Below are 21,640 nucleotides of genomic sequence, written 5' to 3'. Positions count from 1 at the left end.
AAAATAAAAATGGAAAGTTTAGACATTCATAAAAGTGAATATTTAAAACAGTTTGAAACTGAGATCTATGGTAGAAATCTTTTCAGAACCCAAGAAGAAGAAAGACTAGATGCTCCAAATGAGGAGTGCGGAATTTTTGGGATGTATTCTGATAATGATTTGGACACTTTTTCTCTTTCACAATTTGGTCTTTTTGCCCTTCAACATAGAGGTCAAGAAGCTTGTGGTATTTCGGTCCTAAAGGATGGAAAAATCAACAATATGAAAGATGAAGGTCTTGTTTTGGATGTTTATAAAGAAATAAAAGATCCAGAAACTTTTATGGGTAATTCTGCTATTGGGCATACACGCTATACCACAGCAGGAGATAAAAAGAAATATAATTTTCAGCCTTTTTTCGCCAAAAACGAATATGACCAAATTATACTTTCTATTGCTCATAATGGAAATCTAACCAACGCTAAAGAACTCAAAACAGAATTGGAAGCAGAAGGCGTAGTGTTCCGCGCCACTTCGGACTCTGAGGTGATCTTAAGATTAATCCAAAAAAACTTAGATCTTGGTCTTCGCGGTGCTATTAAGGCAACAATGCAAAAGATTGAAGGAGCTTATTCTGTTGTGGGTATGACGAGAAACAAATTTTTTGCTTTCAGAGATTTTAATGGAATTAGACCTTTAGTTTTAGGAGCAATTAATGAAAATACCTATGTAGTAGCATCAGAATCAGTAGCTCTCGATGCAGTAGGCGCACAATATGTAAGAGATATTTTACCAGGAGAGATCATTTATACCAATGAAAACGAGCCTGGAAAGTTGAATTCTTATATGGTAAATGAAGGAAAAGGTAGACAAAGGATTTGCTCATTCGAGTATATTTATTTTGCAAGACCTGATTCTACATTAGAAAACATCAATGTATATGAAATAAGAGAAAGATCTGGCGAAAAGATTTGGGAGCAAGCACCTGTAGAAGCAGATATTGTTATCGGAGTGCCAGATTCTGGTGTTCCGGCGGCAATTGGTTTTTCTAAAGCTTCAGGAATTCCATTCAGACCAGTACTGATAAAAAATAGATACATCGGAAGAAGTTTTATAGTTCCAACTCAAGAGATGAGAGAACGTGTTGTAAATCTAAAATTAAACCCAATTATTTCTGAAATAAAAGGAAAAAGAGTGGTTATTATTGATGATTCTATCGTACGTGGTACGACTTCTATGCGTTTGGTGAAAATCTTAAAGGACGCAGGCGTGAAGGAAATTCACTTTAGAAGTGTTTCTCCTCCAATTATTGCTCCTTGCTATCTGGGAATTGACACTCCATCAAAAGATGATTTGATTTCTGCAAATATGTCTACAGAGCAACTGAGAGAATATCTTGGTGTAGATTCTTTAGAGTTTTTGAGTACTGATAATTTAAAAGAAATTTTAGGCTCTTCAAATCATTGTTTTGGCTGCTTCACAGAAGAGTATCCTGTTGCAAAAGGTGAAGAAATAGAATTGTTTTCTTAACTCATTCTTAGCAATAATAAAGGTCAGATTTAATATTAAATCTGACCTATTTATATTTTAAATTCTATTTAAATTAGAATTTATAATTTAATCCCAATTGGAACACTCTATGATTTTGTGGATCTGTACCTTCTGGCTTTTGATTTCTCATATCTGTAAGGCTATTGATATATCTTACGTTAATACCCAAGTTCGGAACAAAGTAATATCCAAGACCTAAACCAAGACCTAAATTAAACTTATTTACCGCATCTTTATTGATATCCTGCTCGGTAGAAGATACAACAGAAGTTGCCGGAGATCCTGTAGTGGTAGTTTTTACAGTAGTTTCTCCTTTATTCTTACCATTAAGGTAATAACTAAATTCTGGACCAGCTTCTATATAGAAATTCTTAGCAGGTTTCATGTGTAACATTAATGGAACTGAAATGTAATTCATGGTTGTAGAAAAATCTGTCTGCGTATTTACAGTGGTAGCTCCTGTGGTCACTTCTGATGAAGATAATACACTTTTTGCACCAAACTGATTGTAAACAACCTCTGGTTGAATTGCAAATTTTTGAGATAATGGAATATTAACAAATACCCCTGCATTGAATCCTAATTTTTGGTTTTTAGCGCTTAATTGTTGAGTACTAAAATAACTGCTATTACCTCCCGCCTTGATACCAAATGTTATGTTTTCTTTTTCTTGATTAATAGGTGAAACAGCAGTTGGTTCTTCTTGAGCGAATGCCAATGATCCTGAAACTAACGCTAATCCTAATATTAATTTGTTCATAATTTTGTTAATTTTAATTAAATGTTTGTTTGGTTTTAACTCCTACAGTACTAACTTTACAAAACCCTTGCCAAACCAAAACAATTTTTTAGAAAATTGCTATTATTAAGAATATTTTTAAATTAAATTATCTCATTTATTCAAAATAAAAAGGTTAGACCTATTGGTAGGTCTAACCTGTTATATTGAAAAAAAGATTGTTATATTATTAGAATTTATATGCTAATCCAACTTGGAAAACATTGTTTCTAACTGCATCAGAATTATTAGGTCTATCTTTAGCGATATCTGTAACACCTGCTACATATCTAGCAGTAACACCAATATTATCTGTGAAATAATACCCAGCTCCAATACCAATTCCTACATTGAAAGTATTAAATCTATCTTTGTAGTTACCAGATTCAGCAATTACATTATTGTTTGTTTCATTCTTAGATTTGTTTTTAGCACTTACCATGAAACCAAATTCAGGACCTGCTTCTACATAGAAGTTAGGAACGAAATTATATTGGAACATTACTGGTACTGTAATATAATCTAAATGATTTGCATATGAATAAGTGGTACCTGCAATCTTTGTATCATATTTGTCACCATACTGAGAGTATAATACCTCAGGTTGAATGTTGAATGAAGCTGCAACTGGAATTGTAGCAAACACACCTGCATTAAATCCAATCTTAGAACCTTGATCCTCTAGCGTTCCATCATTAGATAAAGAAGACACATTCATTCCTGCTTTAATACCAAATCTGACATCCGAAGAGGAAGAAGTAGTAGTTTTTGTAGTTTGAGCAAATGCTAATGAACTTGCAGTAACTGCTAATCCTAAAATTAATTTTTTCATAACTTTTAATTTTTTAATATTTTTAATATTTGTTTTCAATTTTAAAATCAAATTTTTAAATTCGATAATCCGTATCTCGCAAATAGTTTGCCAAAGTTTTCTCAAATATTTATTTTTTTACAATTTTGTCAAAAACCACAGATAAAAAATTCATAAATCATTCATTTTCAACAACAAAAGCAAATACAAATGAATCATGTATTGCATATTTTTATTTAAAAAATTTAGGACATTTTTTTAAATAATTAATTATTACAAAGATTTCTGTAATAATTTAGCGATTTTACAATGTTTTCTGTTTGACATTGATGGTTAAAAACTGCTGCACCTATGCAGTGGAGTAAAGAAAAATTGATATTAGAATTACTGTTCTTTTTATCATTTACTAGTATAGCAACTATTGCCTCATTACTGTACTTACTAATATCAATTGTAGAAAATTTACTTCTTATCCCCTTAATAATAGTTTCAGATTGTTCTTCTGAAATTAAATTTTCAAGCTTAGAAAGATAGGTTTCACAAATCATACCTAGTGCAACCGCTTCACCATGTAGAATTGGAGTGTTGTCTTCCAAAAAAAGACTTTCCAGAGAGTGACCAATTGTATGTCCAAAATTCAATGTTTTTCGAATATTCTCTTCATGAAAATCTTTATCCACCACATTTTGTTTTATTTCCATAGACCTTTTAACATGAGGAATTATATTCTCTGCATCGAGATCTGATATTTGAGTCAAGCTATTCCAATGATTTTTATCGGCGATAAGCCCATGCTTTAGCATTTCAGCAAAACCACTTAGCAATTGATCTGAAGGTAATGTAGAGAGAAAACTTGGATATACAAATATATGTTCAGGCAGACTGAATGTACCTACCATATTTTTGTAATGCATCAAATCTATCCCTGTTTTACCTCCAATGGAAGCATCACACATCGCAAGAAGTGTTGTAGGAACGTTAATGAAAGAAATTCCTCTCTTATAGGTTGCTGCTACGAATCCTCCCATATCGGTAACTACTCCACCGCCAAGATTTACTATCAATGCTTTTCTGTCTGCATGCATTTCAGTGAGAATCTCCCAAAGGTGAATTGCCGTTTGGATGTTTTTCATCTCCTCTCCTGCTTCAATTTCTAGTATTTCTATTTCAGTGCTAGTTTCTAGATTGCCTAAAAGTATTGGTAAACAATTTTCGTGGGTATTTTCGTCGACCAAAATAAAAATTCTACTGTATGTATCTTTGGTCAGAAAATGATTAAGTTGGGAGAAATTTTGATCTAAAAATTGGATCATATTTTATTTTGTATTAAAATTTATTGCTATTGTATAGTACAAAGTTATGATTCTTAATTTTTAACTCGTAACTAAATTAGTATCTTTGCAAAAATATTTAGAATGAGCAGAGACAACAATAATTCAAGAAAGCCCAACAAACCAAGATCTTCAACAAGAAACTCGGTGGGTTCTCGCGCTCCTAAGTCTGGAAATTCTTCAGCTTCAAAATCGTTCAAAAAGCCATTTTCTAAGAGTGGCGATAGAAATTTTGACCAAAAAGATAGTAATGAAAACGGCCAATCAAGATTCGAGAAAAAGCCTTTCAGTAAAAGTGATAGAAACTTCGATAGCAGTTCTAGACCTTTCAAACAACCTGATTCTAGGAGAGGTGACGCAAACTTTGATAGCCCAAATGAAGATAAAAAGCCGAAATTTGAGAAGCAACCTTACGTAACTAATGGTGGTGAGGAAAAAAGATCATTTGGTCCGATGCAAAAACAGAGAGGAGGCAATAGAAGTACCGACGTTAGAGGAAAGTATGAAAGAGCTAGTCTGAAATATGGTAGAAAACCCGGAGCGCCTACAACAGACAGAGATGATGACAGAGCGAAATCATTTGTACAGAAACGTAGATTAAATAAAATAGAGAAGGATATCCACAAAGACACCATTCGTCTTAATAAGTATATCGCTAATTCTGGAATATGCAGCCGTAGAGAAGCGGATGAACTGATCACTCAAGGTTTAGTTCTTGTGAATGGAAAAGTGGTACAGGAAATGGGTTATCAGGTTGAAAAGACCGATAAAGTTGTTTTCGATGGTCAGAATATTACGCCAGAAAAGCCAGTTTATATCTTATTGAACAAGCCAAAAGGTTATATTTCTACAACTAAAGATGACAAGGCTAGAAAAACAGTAATGGATTTGGTATCCAACGCTTCACCTTACAGAGTTTTTCCGGTAGGAAGATTAGATCGTTCTACTACAGGTGTTATCCTTTTAACAAATGATGGTCATATGACTAAGAAATTGACGCATCCTTCTTTCGACTCTAAGAAGATTTATCACGTTACGCTTGATAAAAAACTTACGAATGAAGATATGAGATTAATCGTGGAAGGTATTCGTTTGGAAGAAGGTATCGCAACAATAGATCAAATTTCTTTCATCGAAGGTAAGCCTAAAAATGAAATTGGAATGGAAATTTCTATTGGCTGGAATCGTGTGATCAGAAGAATTTTCCAAAGATTAGGCTATGAAGTAGAAGCTTTAGACAGAGTAATGTTTGCAGGAATGACGAAGAAAAACATTAAAAGAGGACACTGGAGAATCCTTACAGATTTGGAAGTAAATACTTTAAAAATGCTTTAAAATATATTTGGTAAGCACTTTTATAATAAAAAAGCATGATCGAGTAATGTAGATCATGCTTTTTTTTAATGTTTAGAATTATCCTAATATCGTGATTCCTTTTTGTAACATTTCATAGATCGCATCTTTGCCATTGTCTGGTTTCACGTTTACGGCACGCGTTCCATTGAAATGAAGGCATGTAAGATATCCGTTAGCTACAGAATCTGTACAAGTAAATTTCACACAATAATCCGTTGCCAACCCTACCACTTCTACAAGTTGGATATCATGATACTTTAAATAATCGTCAAGACCAGTTTTCATAAAATGATTATTATCCTGAAAACCGCTGTAGCTATCAATCTCTGTATTTTTGCCTTTCTGTATAATATGAGTGACTTTTTCACGGTTTAGATCTTTATGAAACTCTGCGCCAAAAGTACCTTGTACACAGTGATCTGGCCACATAAACTGAGGAACTCCATTTAGAATAATCTGTTCGCCTACTTTCCTATCATTGTTACTTGCAAAGCTTTTATGACTAGCAGGATGCCAATCTTGAGTAAGTATGATCTGATCATATTCGTTTTTCTCCATCAAAAGGTTAATATAAGGTATGATTTCATTTGCATTGGGTACAGCTAATGCACCACCTTCACAAAAATCATTTTGTACATCTACTATTAGTAAGGCTTTTTTCATAAGATAAAAATATTAATTTTCTTGTTAAATTACAAAAATACCTACTCAAATCAGTATCCATATTTTGGTTTTCAGACAAATAGGCATATCTATAATCATCAATTTTAAAATTATTATTATTTTTAATATTCAAATCACTGATTTTTAATACGGTTTTTTTCTCTTATGATTCAATAATTGCTCCCCAAAATTATTATTCATACCTCATTTTGGATAGGATATAATAGCCTCTATTTTGAGATACAATTACTTCAAAAGAACCTATTTTAAATTGTCGATTTTCTAGTCGGAATAATTTTTTTTTTAATTTATTTTAGTATTTCTGTAAATTAAGTATCTTTGGGCACTAACTTTTATCTAATATGAATATAGAAACTATTAACAACATTAAAATGATAGCTGAGACAGCAAAAGAATTTGCTGAAAAAAATATCAGACCCAATATTATGGAATGGGACGAAAGCCAAACTTTCCCTAAGGAATTATTTCACCAATTAGGAGAAATGGGTTTTATGGGAATAGTAATTCCTGAGCAATATGGTGGTTCTGGCCTAGGTTATCACGAGTATGTTACAATTTTAGATGAAATTTCTCAAGTAGATCCTTCAATAGGATTATCTATCGCTGCACACAACTCTCTTTGTACAAACCATATCTACGAATTCGGAAATGAAGAACAAAGAATGAAATGGCTGCCACAATTGGCTTCTGGTAAAGTAATCGGAGCTTGGGGACTTACAGAACACAATACAGGTTCTGATTCTGGTGGTATGTCTACAACTGCTGTGAAAGATGGCGACGAATGGGTAATCAATGGAGCAAAAAACTTTATTACTCATGCAATTTCTGGTGATATTGCTGTGGTAATGACAAGAACTGGAGAAGTGGGAGCTAGAAATAACTCTACTGCTTTCGTTTTGGAAAAAGGAATGGCTGGTTTTTCGTCAGGAAAAAAAGAAAATAAATTAGGCATGCGTGCTTCTGAGACTGCAGAGTTGATTTTTGATAATGTGCGTGTACCAGATTCTCATCGTTTAGGTGAAGTCGGTGAAGGCTTCAAACAAGCGATGAAAATATTAGATGGTGGACGTATCTCTATCGCAGCTTTAAGTTTGGGAACTGCGCGTGGTGCTTACAAAGCTGCTTTAAAATATGCTCAGGAGAGAAAACAATTTGGGAAAGCCATCTCAGAATTCCAAGCAATCAACTTTATGTTGGCAGATATGGCAACAGAGATCGATGCATCAGAATTATTGATCCAAAGAGCGTCTACATTGAAAAATGCCAAACAAAAAATGACTAAAGAAGGAGCAATGGCTAAATTATATGCTTCTGAAGCTTGTGTTAGGATTTCTAATAATGCAGTACAGATTTTTGGTGGATATGGATATACAAAAGATTTCCCTGCAGAGAAATTCTACAGAGATTCTAAATTGTGTACAATTGGTGAAGGAACATCAGAGATCCAAAGAATGGTAATCGGAAGAGATATTACTTCTTAATTACATTCAAGCTCAACACTAAATAATAGCATACAGATTTTGTATGCTATTTTCTTTGTTTAAACTTATTTTTAAAATTCTGGCTGTGATTATTTTTTACAGTTTCGTTTTTTTATATTTGCTTAAACTTAAAAATATATAATAAAAATGGATAAAATTGACAGTTTGAACCAAGTAGCAGAATTCCATACTACCTTTAAAGCACCCATATTAGATACTCCACAGATACCTTCTTCCGATAGATGTAATTTGAGAGTGGAACTTTTACAAGAAGAACTGAATGAACTTAAGCAAGCAATTGCGGATAACAATCTAGTTGAAATTGCAGATGCACTGTGTGATTTGCAATATGTATTGAGTGGTGCAGTGCTAGAATTCGGACTTGGCAACAAATTTGTAGAGTTATTCGATGAGGTACAACGTTCTAATATGTCGAAAGCATGTGATACCGAACTTGAGGCTCAAGAAACTGTAGAATTTTACAAAGAAAAAGAGGTGGAATCTTTTTATGAAAAATCTGGAGAGAAATATAATGTTTACAGAAAAACTGACCTTAAAGTACTGAAAAATAAATATTACTCACCTGCAGACCTAAAACCTATTATAGAAAAATAAATGAAAAAAATTCTTACCAATATATTGATCTTATCTACCTTATTGTGCGCTATGCAGCATTTCAAAGCTCAGAAAGTGGTTGTAAATCGAGAAGTGGATACTCAAAACGATGGTAAAATGCTATTGGGAGATCAATTAAAAGATCAATTCCTGAAAGAACCTTATTCCGAATGGTATGTAAAAGAACATGCTGAATATGCAGTAGATAACAAAGCGATTAGCGAGCTCAAAAAAGCGAAAATTAATTCTTATAATATTGTTGTATTCCTCGGAACTTGGTGCGAAGATAGCCATCGTGATTTTCCTAGATTTATGAAAATCTTGGATGAAGTACATTATCCTGAAGGTAAACTAAAATTAATTGCTGTAAACAGAAAGAAAGAATCTCCCTCTGGAGATGAAAGCAGGTATAATATTTCCAAAGTACCCACTATCATTGTAAAGAAGTATGGTAAAGAAATTGGTAGAATAACAGAAATGCCTACTACAGGATATATTGAGAGAGACCTTGTTGATATTTTGAAGAAAGATGATCAATCTGTAATTAAGGAAATATTCAAAAAATAGTGTTGAAAAATAGTAAAGTAATTGTAGCATTCATAGCAGGAATAGCTTTAATGCTACTTATATATTTCAGTTTCAAACCATATCTAAACCCTGTGCAAAAAACTGAAAAGTCAGATTATTATCTGTTGATGAATCAGATTTCCAAGATGAATAAAATGGTAGTTGTGGAGCAAGATTTGTCTGCAATGCAGAAAACTAAACTTGCTTATGAAGTTTTTGGGAAAGAGGTTACCAGTAGCAATATCATTACTTATACCAAAACCAATGCTCAAGTTTCATATGATTTGAATAAGATGAAAATTAAAGTTGACTCTATTGGAAAGAAATTAATCATTACAGATTTACCAAATGCAGATATTAGAATCACACCAAGCGTGGAAATTCAATCACTAGACGATTCATTTGTTAATAGAATTACAGAAAAAGACATAAAAAACGTCACAGAAAAAGCAAAGGCTACAGCGATACAATCTATCGATCAAAATAAACTTCGTGATGAGGGCAGAGAACAATTATTACAAAATCTTAATTCAATATTTGTATTAGCCAAAGCTTTAAATTACTCAATTGAAGATAAAAGTGGAAAAATAGGAGTTTTAGGAATTTAAAATAGTAAGTATTATGGAGAATAAAAAAAATAGTAAAAAGGTAGAGCACGCGAATTCTGCGGAAAATAAGAAACAGAATCAGGATTTTCCTAATATTCCTGCTGCTACAAGTTCTACAAATCCACCAGATATTAATAAAGAGGATATACAAAAGGCTTCAAAATCCAAAACTGGAAAAACAGATAATACTAAGTGAAAACTTAGTATTTTTTTTACGTATAAGCTGAGTAAAAGATGAAAATTTATAACAGCAATATTTGTTTTTTTTTCACATTTTTAATAATAAAACCTCCCAGCCTACCTTTTTGGGTAAAATATTTTTAAACAAATTGTATGAAAATATAGAATTACAGCGTGTTTTATAAATTTGGAATAAGTTCAAATAGCGTTAAACATCCGTAACAGATTTACCTTTAACAACAATGAACCCATCTAGTAATCAAGATATTTATACGAATAAGAAATTGTAGATAAAATTAAACATGCATCAAGTTTATTCAGATAAATACTCTATTAGAACTATCACTTAGTAGCATAATTATATTGCGATATAAAAAAGTAGTAAATTTGCACGCACAAAAATTTGAAGGAAAATTAAAATTCTAAATTTTAATTTTTATGAACAAATCAGTAATTCTACTTACTACCCTTGCCTCTACTTTGTATTTTTCGCAAGTTGGTAATGTGGGTATTAAGACTACTACACCTAGTCGAACGCTAGATGTCAACGGATCGCTTAGAGTAAGACAAACGGCTGATAAATCTGAAGACGGTGAATATACAAGAATTCTAATATCCAATAACAACGGTGATGTAGATTATATTACAAGAGCAGATCTATTACCAGCAAAAGAACAATATTCATCAGATAAGCAAGTAATAAACAATTTGTATTCTAACACCGCTAATGCTGGAGACCCTTCCAAAATTATAAAATGTGGTAAATTCAAATTTGCGTTTGGTAATACCTCCGAAACAAAAATTCAATTTGCTTTGGCTGATAAACCAACCACAGATGTAGAAATCTTCATGAACAGGGAACAAAATTGGAGCTCTAATGGTTTCCAATTCTTTCAGGGAACCTCAGGCGGTGATGCGAGTCCATTTATTTTTACTACCGCTAATTTTGGAAATTTGAGAGAGTTTGCTGCAGCAAATTTAGCTGATAGAGAGCAAAATGTAATGCATTTTCAGTATCCTAACGACCCAAATTTATATAGACTTACGGTATATAAGGTATTTCAAAGTTTGAAGATTGGAGCTGCTGACTCTACTAGTTATGATTTTGTTACAACTTGCGAAAAATTTTAATATGCGTTTATCTCTAATTACTGCTATTCTTATAGCATCGATGTGTTCTATACAAGCTCAAGTGGGTATTAACACGACAGATCCCAAAAGAATGTTGGATGTAAATGGCAATTTAAAAATTGTAAACCTATCTGATAAAAAACCTGAAGTTTCTTATAGAAAGATTTTGGCAGCAGATGAGAATAATGGTAATGTAGATTACATTTCGTTTCCATCAATCAACCAAAATGAAACTAAAAATGTGGAAATTGCACGATCAATTTATTTGGGGATAGCACCAGATAACACCAAAGTGTGTTCTTGTGGTGAGATTTCTTTTTATCTAAATTCTGATAGAAATGCATATTTCAAATTGAATTCTACTAAAGTGTTTACTAGCAATGAGAATGCAACATCTATTACATTAGCGTATGGATCAAAACGTTGGGAAGGCCAAGCTTATACTTACAAAGATATTATTGGGAAAACTTTTTCAAATACCAATTTTGGAACGTATCAAATTATGGATAGTACCAGTTTCACACTTGATAATACCACGAGTATATACACAATCGTATTACCTAAACAGAATAACATGTACAGATTAACAATATCTGCTCTGAAAAATTCTAATAATGCAACTAATACAAACATCTATAGCTTGATCTGCGAAAAGTTCTATACTCAAAGTTTATAATACTATGAAAATTAAAATATTAATTGCATTAATTACTGGGATAAATGTTTTTTCTCAAGTTGGAATCAACACGCAGCAACCCACAAAAACCTTAGACATAAATGGTGATCTAAGAATAAGGACTTTAGAGAAAAAATCTGTAGACCCAGATTACAATAAAGTATTGGTAACCAACGACAATGGTGATATAGAATTTTGGGATAAAGCTGCAATACAAACTGAAATGAAAGGCACTGAAGTTGAAAATAAAATTATGTATTTTTCCTCTAGTCCTAGTGGCGATTTGGTAGTTCCATGTGGTAAATTTAAATTAAGATATTCTATCAATACAGAACCACAAATACAATTGGTAACTGCACCCACAGTTACTCAAACTATCTTTTTTTCTAGAATTCGGAAAGTGAATTCTAGTGATAGTACTTTTGGAGCTGCAAACAGTAAAAGATCAATCAGGACAAACGAAACAGTTTCAATAGCTACCAATAATAATTGGGTAAATATCGGTTCGGTATCTAATCTTACCGATGCAAATGGTGGAAAATATGCTATAGATTATTTAGATGAGTATTATATGAGTTTTCCTGGCGAAAACTATCTCTACAGAATCACATTTTTAGCTAGAAAAATGGCCACGACACCCGCTGCTAATAGTTATAGCATGCTATGTGAAAAATTTTAAATTAATTTATAAAAGCATTCTTGAAAAATCTAGAATGCTTTTTTTTTTTGAAAATTATTATAATTCCTATTTTAAAAGTTCTAAACATAGTAATTTTTTGAAAAAACATAGATTTTTAAATATAGAAATCTTCCAATTTTTAGTAAATTTGTGCATTAATTTTTAAATATGTTAAAAATAACACTTCCAGACAATAGCGTCAAAGAATTTGAAGGAGTAGTAATTCCTTTAGATGTGGCAAAATCTATAAGCGAGGGATTGGCTAGAAATACCATCTCTGCAGTTGTAAACGGTCAACAAGTAGAGACTACCACTCCTATCACCACAGATTCTACAGTACAGTTATTGACCTGGAATGATGACCTTGGTAAAAAAGCATTCTGGCACTCTTCTGCTCACTTGTTAGCGCAGGCTATTTTAGAATTTTATCCTCAAGCTAAATTAACAATAGGACCAGCAATTGAAAGCGGTTTCTACTATGATGTAGATTTTGGTGATGAAGTACTTTCTGAAAAAGACTTTGATAAGATAGAAAAGAAAGTAATAGAAAATGCTAAAAAAGGTTCTACATTCTCGTTATATCCTGTATCTAAAGAAGAAGCACTAAAAACTTACGCTGATAATCCTTATAAAGTAGAGTTAATTTCAAACCTTAATGATGGTGAAATTACTTTTGTTACTCACGATAATTTTACAGACCTTTGTAGAGGTGGGCACATCCCTAATACAGGTATTGTAAAGGCAGTAAAAATTCTTAATGCTGCTGGAGCTTATTGGAGAGGAAACGAGAAAAATCCACAGCTTACAAGAGTATATGGTATATCTTTTCCTAAACAAAAAGAACTTACAGAATATCTAGAATTACTGGAAGAAGCAAAGAGAAGAGATCATAGAAAACTAGGTAAAGAATTAGGCATTTATGCTTTTTCTGAAAAAGTAGGAGCTGGTTTACCATTGTGGTTACCAAAAGGTACTGCTCTTAGAAAAAAATTAGAAAATTTCTTGAGTGTTGCTCAGAAAAAAGGTGGTTACGAGTTTGTAATGTCTCCGCATATTGGTTCTAAAGAATTGTATGTAACTTCAGGACACTGGGACAAATATGGTGCTGATAGTTTTCAGCCCATTAAGACACCAAACGAAGGTGAAGAGTTTATGCTAAAACCAATGAACTGCCCTCACCACTGTGAAATCTACAAGACGTCACAATGGAGTTATAGAGATTTGCCAAAGAGATATGCAGAATTTGGGACAGTATACCGTTATGAGCAATCTGGTGAATTACATGGTCTTACAAGAGTAAGAGGATTTACTCAGGATGATGCGCATTTATTTTGTACGCCAGACCAATTAAATGAAGAATTTGAAAAGGTAATTGATTTAACACTTTATGTATTTAAATCGTTAGGATTTGAAGACTTCGTTACTCAGATTTCATTGAGAGATCCTGAGAACAAAGAAAAATATATCGGTTCTGATGAAAATTGGGAGAAAGCCGAAAATGCAATTATAAATGCTGCGGAGAAAAAAGGTCTTAAGACGGTTGTTGAATATGGTGAAGCCGCATTCTATGGTCCGAAGTTAGACTTTATGGTAAAAGATGCTTTAGGCAGAAGATGGCAATTGGGTACTATCCAAGTAGACTATAATCTTCCAGAAAGGTTTGATCTTACCTACGTAGGTAGCGATAATGAAAAGCACAGACCGGTAATGATCCACAGAGCGCCATTTGGATCTATGGAAAGATTCATTGCGATATTATTAGAAAATACTGCCGGTGATTTCCCATTATGGCTAAGCCCAGATCAATTTATTATTTTGCCTATCAGTGAAAAATATGTAGATTATGCTAAAAAAGTTTCAGAATTTTTAGAAAATCACGATATTAGCGGATTAATTGACGATAGAAACGAGAAGACAGGAAAGAAAATTCGTGATGCAGAATTAAAAAAGATACCATTTATGTTCGTTGTTGGAGAGAATGAAGAGCAAGAAGGCACGATTTCTGTAAGAAGACGTGGAGAAGGTGATCTTGGAACAATGAAGATGGAAGACTTCGTGAATTATTTTAAAAAAGAAGCAACAGTATAAGTACTGTAAAATAGAAAATTAACCAATAAAATTTAATACAATAGCACAACGATTTAACAACAGAGGCCCACAGAGACGTCCACCACAGGAGGACGCACACATGATTAACGATAAGATCCGAGTAAGGGAGCTACGTTTGGTGGGCGATAACGTAGAACCAGGAATTTTCCAGATCGATAAAGCAAGACTACTTGCTAAAGAACAGGAACTAGATTTGGTTGTAATTTCAGATAAAGCTGAACCTTTTATTGCAAGAATACTAGACTACAAAAAGTTTTTGTATGAGCAAAAGAAGAAGCAAAAAGAACTGAAGGCAAAGCAAATAAAAGTGGTTGTAAAAGAAATTCGTTTCGGACCACAAACTGATGATCATGATTATGATTTTAAGAAAAAGCACGCTGAGAAATTTTTGGAAGAAGGCTCTAAACTGAAAACTTACGTATTTTTTAAAGGGCGTTCTATTATCTTCAAAGACCAAGGAGAGATTTTACTTCTAAAACTTGCTCAAGAATTAGAGCATGTAGGTAAAGTAGATCAACTTCCTAAATTGGAGGGTAAGAGAATGATTATGATGATGAGTCCTAAAAAACCCGCTAAATAATTTAAGATGACTCTTCTCTAAGGATGTTTATTAATGTCATTATTGATGGAGATTACCAATACAAAAAGAGATTTTCTATTGAAAGTCTCTTTTTGTATTAATATTTTTTGTAATTTTGCAAACCAAATATGAGCGTGAAGGATGTAAGTGGAAAGCCCACAGTAGAATGGCAATGAAGTTGGAACGAGGACTTGAAACGTGCAGCCTGACCGAGATGAATGAGTGAAGCGAAGCGAAATGAATGAAGGAGGGACACGCCCAAAATGATGTAGCAATCTAACAATTTAGAGGATTATATCTGATGAAATGATAAATTGCTACATTTTTAAGAGATATTGATAACAAAAACATAAAAAAGCAAGACAATGCCAAAATTAAAAACGAAATCAGGTGCTAAGAAGCGTTTTAAACTTACTGGAACAGGTAAGATTAAAAGAAAAGGTGCTTTCAAAAGCCACATTTTGACAAAAAAGGAGACTAAGCAAAAGAGAAATCTTACTCAAACTTCTTATGTTGCAAAAGTGGACGAGAAAAGCGTTAAGCGTCAATTAGCAATTAAGTAGTTTTTATAAATCTTTTTCGGTTTATAAGAATAACAATTCAACATTTTAACCCTGAAACGGTGCACCCAAGAGAGTTTGAGTTTGAGTATTTGAAAAATTAGAGAGAAAATTTCTCGTTAATTATCATTACAACTTTAATTTGGATTCCGCCCTTTTCAAAAAAACAATTTAAATTATGCCTAGATCAGTAAATGCAGTAGCTTCAAGAGCTCGCAGAAAAAAAATAATCAAACAAGCTAAAGGTTTTTTCGGTAGAAGAAAGAACGTTTGGACTGTAGCTAAAAACGCGGTACAAAAAGCAATGCAATATGCTTACCGTGGTAGAAAAGAGAAAAAGAGAAATTTCAGATCACTTTGGATCATGCGTATTAACGCAGGAGCTAGAGAGCACGGAATGTCTTACTCTCAGTTTATGGGAGCTCTAAAAAAGAACAACATTGAGCTTAACAGAAAAGTATTGGCAGATTTAGCAATGAATCACCCAGAAGCTTTCAAAGCAGTTGTAGATCAAATTAAATAATGTAAATTTTTTGTTATCAATATAAATCCCGAGTTTTTTGCTCGGGATTTTTTTATTATTTACATTTGTTTTTTAATCAATACCTCTATGTGCCTTAAAAATATATCCGCTATCCTACTTCTTACAGTAGCCTCTTACCATATACAAGCTCAGAGTTTTATACAAGCTTACCAAAACCGAGCAAATATGGTGTCACAAAGCAATGTGACTACCAATCTACAAGAATTTGGAAATTTGGGCATAAAAACTACGGGTAGTACGGCAAATACGAACACTTTGAATTGGCTGAAAAATAAATACACTTCTTTTGGCTACTCGGCAAGTCAGATTGTAGAAGATCCTTTTACCTTTGGTAGTACTAGTTCTAAAAACTTGGTGATTACCAAATCGGGGACTGTTTATCCAAATACTTATGTAATTATCTGTGGACATTTTGATACCATTAATGGTCCTGGTGTAAATGATAATGGTAGTGGGACATCTACAATCCTTGAGGCGGCACGAATATTAAAAGACATCCCAACAGAGTATTCCATAAAATTTATACATTTTTCTGGGGAAGAACAGGGACTACACGGAAGTACGCATTTTGCTAATAATATAGCGTATTCTAACGGGGTAAGACAAATGAATATAAGATTGGTTTTCAATCTAGACCAAGTTGGTGGTAGAATTGGTAATATCAATAATACGATTAAATGCGAAAGCGACCAGTCTGGGCTTAGCAGCAACAATGCTGCTTCTTTGGCAATGACACAACAATTGGCAACATGTACTACGCTGTATTCTTCGTTACTCACCAATATGTCTAATGCTTATAGTTCAGATTATGTACCATTCGAGCAAAAAGGAGAAATCATAACGGGATTTTATGAGAACACGGCGAGTAATGTAGAGCATACCAATCTAGATACTTTTGCCAATGTAGACCCCAACTATGTCTATAATGTAGGGAAAGCGGCTGTGGGCGCATTGCAACATTTTGCGGTTGCTACTCAAACTTTGGGTGTTGCAGAAAACAAAAATGACATTGATGAATTCGTAAAAATCTATCCAAATCCTGCAAAAGATGTTTTAAATATTAAAATATCAGATAAAAACAAGGATTTCCAATTTGAGCTTATAGATATGCTAGGTCATGTTTTGTTGAAAGAAGAAAATAAAACTCAAATTTCAGTTTCTCAGTTTCCGAAGGGCATTTATTTTGGAACTTTTAAAATAAATGATAAAAACATCAGTAAAAAAATAATTATCGAGTAAACAAATTCTCATAAAATAATTGAGAAATTATCATTCCTAATTCGTTACAGAATTGCGTAGTACATTTGTTTAATAATTCCACTAAACATTAGCTTCCACGCTATTCTCATGAAAAACTATTTTCTAACTTTACTTATTTTTATCTCCACAACATCAAGTTTTTTCGCTCAGCTTTCGCCTCCCGGTTTAGGTGATACCAACACGGCAAGTTGGTTTGCAGTTGGTGTTAGACAAGACTTAGGAAACTCCAAAAAAATGGAATCTCTAACTTACCTAGGTTTGGGCATAAAAAGCAATGATGATAATGACAATTTTATAGAGAAACCCGCTATTATTGTGCTTAATCAAGAATTTTATCATCGTCTTAATTCACATTTTAATATTTCTTACGCTGCAAGCTATCGACGACAGTTGCAATATTCACTAGACGAATATTTCAATGATCAAAAAAGTGAAACCGAACAAGAGCTAAGATTGTACGGAAGATTAGCATATTCTACAGAGATTGGGAAGGTAAAATTAACCCAAACAATTCGTCAGGAATTTAGAAAATTTATTGATGAAAAAGGGCACAATGCTGACGAACCATTTCAGCTAAGATCACGTTTCAAGTCACAAGCTGCTTACGAATTGGATCAAAAAAATCAACATACAATTATGGCAGGTGCAGAGGTTTTATTTTCTACAGCTAAAAATAATGCCACTAAAGATTGGAGTAAATTCGGATATCAAGAATCAAGATTTACCCTTTTTTATACTTATAGACCACAAAAAATACCTATCGCAATAAGCATTGGATATATGAATAATCTAATACAAAAAAACAAAACCCATTCTGTGCATTATGCTTCATTAGATTTGGTTTGGGAAAACCCTTTCTCCTCCCCTTCCAAAAAATAGTAGATCGAAACAAATACTATTATTCATACATTTTATTAGAATTTTCAAACCATGAAATTATACCATCAAATTTTTAAGTCTTATATTTAAGAAAATAATTGATATTAAATCTTTACTTAGATTTTTGGCGTTTCCCTTTGGGTCGGGCTTTTCGTTGCAATCTTTTTTTGGATCGCTTCGACTTCGCTCGGCAACCCAAAAAAAAGGATTTCCACTGCAATCCCTAACGCAATTAGGGTAACAATTATTACTTGTAGTCTCTTATATTGTTTCAAACTTTTATATAAATTTTCTTTTTATCTAAAAGATACGCTAAAGCCCAAAAGAAGGCCAAAAACACCAAAGAATAGACAAAAGAACCAATTTCTGGAATACCCGGAATTTGCGCACAGATATTTTCATAAAACCATGTAAGTGGAGAAATAAACTTCGTTTTTCCTTCGGAAGTAAATCCACTTTCAATTCTTATTAAACCCAACAGACGCGGAAATAATCCGCTAAATGCAAAAATAAATAACGAGTTTTTACCAAATACATCAAAGAATTTCATCAATCCATTTTTAATATTTAGAACTTCTATAAACCAAATCATAGTAGAGATAGCCAGCAAGCACAATCCGGTGGTATGTATCACGTAAGAACTGCTCCATATTTTTTTGTTGTAAGGAAATTCTAATTGCCAAAAATAACCAATGACAAGCGCTAAAGTCCCCAAAACAAATAATCCTGCTACCAATCTAAAATTGGGTTCATTGGTTTCCGGCAAAGTTTTATTCAACCATTTCACATTGCCTTGCTTATTTATAAAAATACCTGCCAAATACCCTAAAAGCACCTGTGGAACGGCATTGAAGGTACTGAAAATTCCTTCTGGATCAAACGGAATTGCTTCCCCTTTGTAGATATGAGCCATCCCAAGAACGTCCAAATCAAAAGAAGTTCCAATAAATCCTTGCATGGAATAAGGATCAGCACCACCAAGAAAATAAGTGGCTCCCCAATATACAAGCAATAAAGCAGCAGTAATCCAAAGAACCATTTTCTCTTTGAAGTAAAAAGCAATCACAGAAGCAAAGAAATACGCAATTGCAATCCGCTGCAAAACACCCATAATTCTAATCCCATTGCCCTCGGCATCTTTCCAAGCTTTAAAAATCAACTCATTATTATCCCATTTGAAAAACGGAAACCAGTTGATAAATAAACCAATAAGAAATATTAAGATTGATCTTCTGATTACTTTCTTCCAAAAATTTGATGTAGAACCTAGTTTAAATCTTGGGATTACAAACGCCATCGCATTTCCAACGGCGAATAGGAAGAATGGAAATACCAAATCAGTAGGTGTACAGCCATTCCACTCTGCATGTTCTAACGGGGAAAACATGGCTGACCAAGTCCCAGGATTATTAACCAATATCATCAGAGCGACAGTGGCGCCTCGGAATACATCGAGAGAATAATAACGTTGTGGTTTCATGAATAAATATTAAAGCTCTAAAATAAAGAAACCGCACTAAAAAATTGTACGGTTTAAGAAATATATTACGTCGCAGATTAGTCAGGTCTTCTCGGACCATTCTCTCTTGATTTTAATACGTGTTCCACGTCTTCTAATTTAAATCCTTTGGCTTTCAACAAAATCAAATAGTGATACATTAAATCGGCAGCTTCCCCTAGGAATAAATCATCGTTGTTGTCTTTGGCTTCGATGACAATTTCAACCGCTTCTTCACCAACTTTCTGCGCTATTTTATTGATTCCTTTGTTGTATAATTTATAGGTGTATGAATCTTTATCTTCGGCTAAATCGATTCTATCGTTAATCGTTTGTTCTAATTCGTAAACAAAACCACGATTTGATACTTCTTGGAAACACGTTGTAGAACCTGTATGACACGTTGGTCCGTAAGGTTTTGCTTTAATCAGAATTGTATCATTATCGCAATCAATCGCAATCGATTTAACTTCTAAAAAGTTTCCCGATTCTTCGCCTTTGGTCCATAATCTATTTTTTGAACGCGAATAGAAGGTTACTTTTCCTAAATCTTGGGTTTTCTTAAACGCTTCTTCGTTCATATAACCTAACATCAACACTTGATTGTTAAGGTAATTTTGAATAACAACGGGAACTAACCCATCGTTACTTTTTTTGAAATCGATTTTCATCGTATCGGAATGTTTTGTTCTTTTAAATAATTTTTAAGCGTCGGAATTGGAATTTCACCAAAGTGAAAAATACTTGCAGCTAACCCTCCACTTGCTTTTGTTTCGGTAAATACTTCTGTAAAATGTTCCATTGTTCCTGCACCTCCAGATGCAATCACCGGAAGATTTACTGCATCAGCAACCGCTTTCGTAATATCAATTTTAAAACCCGCTTTTGTTCCATCTCCATCCATTGAGGTTAATAGAATTTCGCCTGCTCCTAATTCTTCTACTTTCTTTACCCAATCTAACGTTTCCCACTCAGTTTCAATTTTTCCGCCGCTGACAAACACTTTTTGCGTTCCGTTGATGTCGCGAGTATCCACAGCGACCACCACACATTGCGATCCAAAACGAGCCGATAAATCAGCTACTAACTGAGGATTTTTTACCGCAGAAGAATTTACAGATACTTTATCAGCACCTGCTTGAATTACTGCCGAAGCATCTTCTACCGAATAAATTCCGCCACCAACTGTAAATGGAATATTAATCGCTGCCGCAATTTTCTCAACCATTTCGACTAAGGTTTTACGTTTTTCAATTGTCGCAGTAATATCCAAAAACACTAATTCATCAGCGCCTTCTTCAACATATTTCTTGGCTAATTCCACCGGATCTCCGGCGTCGCGTAATCCTTCGAAATTAACTCCTTTTACTGTTCTCCCATCTTTGATGTCGAGACAGGGGATGATTCTTTTCTTTAGCATTTTAGTACAATTGCTTTAAGTCTTTTAATTGAATACGACCTTCGTAAATCGCTTTTCCTAAAATTGCTCCTTCACAACCTAATTCTTTTACTTTAATTAAATCATCAATTGAAGAAACGCCTCCAGAAGCAATTAATTTTATGTCTGCAGCAGCTAAAATTTCTGCATACAATTCGTTCGATGTTCCTTGCAACATACCATCTTTAGCGATGTCTGTACAAATCACATAATCAATTCCTTTTGCTTTGTATTCTTGGATAAAATCAATTACATCTAATTCAGAAGTTTCTAACCAACCGTGTGTCGCAATTTTACGATCTTTGGCATCAGCTCCTAAAATGATTTTTTCGCTTCCGTATTGCG

The 21,640-nt window shown here is 33.4% G+C and carries 24 protein-coding genes; 16 read left to right on the top strand and 8 right to left on the bottom strand.

What is annotated here, in order from left to right; genetic code table 11:
- Positions 1–9 precede the first annotated feature (9 nt).
- On the top strand, positions 10–1,509 hold the full coding sequence (purF, locus tag ACKI42_RS09170) for an amidophosphoribosyltransferase (protein ID WP_407404661.1): 1,500 nt from the start codon (positions 10–12) through the stop codon (positions 1,507–1,509).
- A gap of 73 nt (positions 1,510–1,582) precedes the next feature.
- On the opposite strand, the gene ACKI42_RS09165 is transcribed toward purF, so the two are convergent.
- From ACKI42_RS09165 to aroB, 3 genes are all read right to left on the bottom strand, one after another.
- Positions 1,583–2,290, bottom strand: coding sequence for a porin family protein (locus ACKI42_RS09165; RefSeq protein ID WP_407404659.1), 708 nt, complete (start codon positions 2,288–2,290; stop codon positions 1,583–1,585).
- Between the two features lie 208 nt (positions 2,291–2,498).
- On the bottom strand, positions 2,499–3,140 hold the full coding sequence (locus ACKI42_RS09160) for a porin family protein (RefSeq protein WP_407404657.1): 642 nt from the start codon (positions 3,138–3,140) through the stop codon (positions 2,499–2,501).
- A gap of 245 nt (positions 3,141–3,385) precedes the next feature.
- Entirely contained in the window at positions 3,386–4,432 is a 1,047-nt protein-coding gene (gene aroB / locus ACKI42_RS09155) for a 3-dehydroquinate synthase (protein ID WP_407404655.1), read from the bottom strand.
- A 471-nt stretch (positions 4,433–4,903) separates the two neighbouring features.
- Here aroB and ACKI42_RS09150 point away from each other — a divergent pair, with 471 nt between their 5' ends.
- Complete coding sequence (locus ACKI42_RS09150) at positions 4,904–5,785, top strand: pseudouridine synthase (protein WP_407404768.1); 882 nt, start codon at positions 4,904–4,906, stop codon at positions 5,783–5,785.
- A 78-nt stretch (positions 5,786–5,863) separates the two neighbouring features.
- Here the strand turns inward: ACKI42_RS09150 and pncA are convergent, their stop codons facing one another.
- A complete protein-coding gene (pncA, locus tag ACKI42_RS09145) occupies positions 5,864–6,469 on the bottom strand; it encodes a bifunctional nicotinamidase/pyrazinamidase (RefSeq protein WP_407404653.1) in 606 nt (201 codons plus the stop codon).
- A gap of 362 nt (positions 6,470–6,831) precedes the next feature.
- Here pncA and ACKI42_RS09140 point away from each other — a divergent pair, with 362 nt between their 5' ends.
- The 14 genes from ACKI42_RS09140 to ACKI42_RS09075 all read left to right on the top strand — a co-directional run bounded on the left by ACKI42_RS09140 (position 6,832) and on the right by ACKI42_RS09075 (position 18,359).
- The gene (locus ACKI42_RS09140; RefSeq protein WP_407404651.1) at positions 6,832–7,971 is read left to right on the top strand and encodes an acyl-CoA dehydrogenase family protein; all 1,140 of its coding nucleotides are present in this window, start codon (positions 6,832–6,834) and stop codon (positions 7,969–7,971) included.
- A gap of 147 nt (positions 7,972–8,118) precedes the next feature.
- Positions 8,119–8,586 carry a hypothetical protein gene (locus tag ACKI42_RS09135; RefSeq protein ID WP_407404649.1) on the top strand — a complete coding sequence of 156 codons (468 nt, stop codon included), beginning with the start codon at positions 8,119–8,121 and terminating at the stop codon, positions 8,584–8,586.
- Positions 8,587–9,153, top strand: a complete 567-nt coding sequence (locus ACKI42_RS09130; protein WP_407404647.1) for a thioredoxin family protein — start codon at positions 8,587–8,589, stop codon at positions 9,151–9,153. It abuts the gene before it with no gap.
- 2 nt (positions 9,154–9,155) lie between these two features.
- Entirely contained in the window at positions 9,156–9,761 is a 606-nt protein-coding gene (locus tag ACKI42_RS09125; RefSeq protein ID WP_407404645.1) for a DUF4230 domain-containing protein, read from the top strand.
- Between the two features lie 13 nt (positions 9,762–9,774).
- Positions 9,775–9,957, top strand: coding sequence for a hypothetical protein (locus ACKI42_RS09120; protein WP_407404643.1), 183 nt, complete (start codon positions 9,775–9,777; stop codon positions 9,955–9,957).
- A 422-nt stretch (positions 9,958–10,379) separates the two neighbouring features.
- A complete protein-coding gene (locus ACKI42_RS09115) occupies positions 10,380–11,072 on the top strand; it encodes a hypothetical protein (RefSeq protein ID WP_407404641.1) in 693 nt (230 codons plus the stop codon).
- A gap of 1 nt (position 11,073) precedes the next feature.
- On the top strand, positions 11,074–11,748 hold the full coding sequence (locus ACKI42_RS09110) for a hypothetical protein (RefSeq protein WP_407404639.1): 675 nt from the start codon (positions 11,074–11,076) through the stop codon (positions 11,746–11,748).
- A 4-nt stretch (positions 11,749–11,752) separates the two neighbouring features.
- Positions 11,753–12,427, top strand: coding sequence for a hypothetical protein (locus ACKI42_RS09105; protein WP_407404637.1), 675 nt, complete (start codon positions 11,753–11,755; stop codon positions 12,425–12,427).
- 168 nt (positions 12,428–12,595) lie between these two features.
- The gene (gene thrS, locus ACKI42_RS09100; RefSeq protein ID WP_407404635.1) at positions 12,596–14,515 is read left to right on the top strand and encodes a threonine--tRNA ligase; all 1,920 of its coding nucleotides are present in this window, start codon (positions 12,596–12,598) and stop codon (positions 14,513–14,515) included.
- 100 nt (positions 14,516–14,615) lie between these two features.
- Positions 14,616–15,116, top strand: coding sequence for a translation initiation factor IF-3 (infC, locus tag ACKI42_RS09095; protein WP_407404633.1), 501 nt, complete (start codon positions 14,616–14,618; stop codon positions 15,114–15,116).
- Between the two features lie 365 nt (positions 15,117–15,481).
- On the top strand, positions 15,482–15,679 hold the full coding sequence (gene rpmI, locus ACKI42_RS09090; RefSeq protein ID WP_034758008.1) for a 50S ribosomal protein L35: 198 nt from the start codon (positions 15,482–15,484) through the stop codon (positions 15,677–15,679).
- A 175-nt stretch (positions 15,680–15,854) separates the two neighbouring features.
- The gene (gene rplT, locus ACKI42_RS09085; RefSeq protein WP_407404631.1) at positions 15,855–16,199 is read left to right on the top strand and encodes a 50S ribosomal protein L20; all 345 of its coding nucleotides are present in this window, start codon (positions 15,855–15,857) and stop codon (positions 16,197–16,199) included.
- A gap of 87 nt (positions 16,200–16,286) precedes the next feature.
- A complete protein-coding gene (locus tag ACKI42_RS09080) occupies positions 16,287–17,459 on the top strand; it encodes a M28 family peptidase (protein ID WP_407404629.1) in 1,173 nt (390 codons plus the stop codon).
- A 108-nt stretch (positions 17,460–17,567) separates the two neighbouring features.
- Positions 17,568–18,359 (top strand): DUF2490 domain-containing protein, encoded by a 792-nt coding sequence (locus ACKI42_RS09075; RefSeq protein WP_407404627.1) that lies wholly within the window; start codon positions 17,568–17,570, stop codon positions 18,357–18,359.
- 271 nt (positions 18,360–18,630) lie between these two features.
- On the opposite strand, the gene ACKI42_RS09070 is transcribed toward ACKI42_RS09075, so the two are convergent.
- From ACKI42_RS09070 to ACKI42_RS09055, 4 genes are all read right to left on the bottom strand, one after another.
- Entirely contained in the window at positions 18,631–19,839 is a 1,209-nt protein-coding gene (locus ACKI42_RS09070; RefSeq protein WP_407404625.1) for an acyltransferase family protein, read from the bottom strand.
- Between the two features lie 77 nt (positions 19,840–19,916).
- A complete protein-coding gene (gene hisIE / locus ACKI42_RS09065) occupies positions 19,917–20,528 on the bottom strand; it encodes a bifunctional phosphoribosyl-AMP cyclohydrolase/phosphoribosyl-ATP diphosphatase HisIE (protein WP_407404623.1) in 612 nt (203 codons plus the stop codon).
- Positions 20,525–21,277 (bottom strand): imidazole glycerol phosphate synthase subunit HisF, encoded by a 753-nt coding sequence (gene hisF, locus ACKI42_RS09060; RefSeq protein WP_407404621.1) that lies wholly within the window; start codon positions 21,275–21,277, stop codon positions 20,525–20,527. Before hisF ends, hisIE begins: the two co-directional genes overlap by 4 nt.
- A gap of 1 nt (position 21,278) precedes the next feature.
- A partial coding sequence (locus ACKI42_RS09055; protein WP_407404619.1) for a HisA/HisF-related TIM barrel protein occupies positions 21,279–21,640 on the bottom strand: 362 nt, incomplete at its 5' end.

Source organism: Chryseobacterium sp., assembly GCF_045629545.1.
In the GTDB taxonomy this organism is placed as follows: domain Bacteria; phylum Bacteroidota; class Bacteroidia; order Flavobacteriales; family Weeksellaceae; genus Chryseobacterium.
The sequence above is the reverse complement of the archived record's forward strand: the minus strand, read 5'-3'. Positions and strand labels throughout refer to the sequence as shown.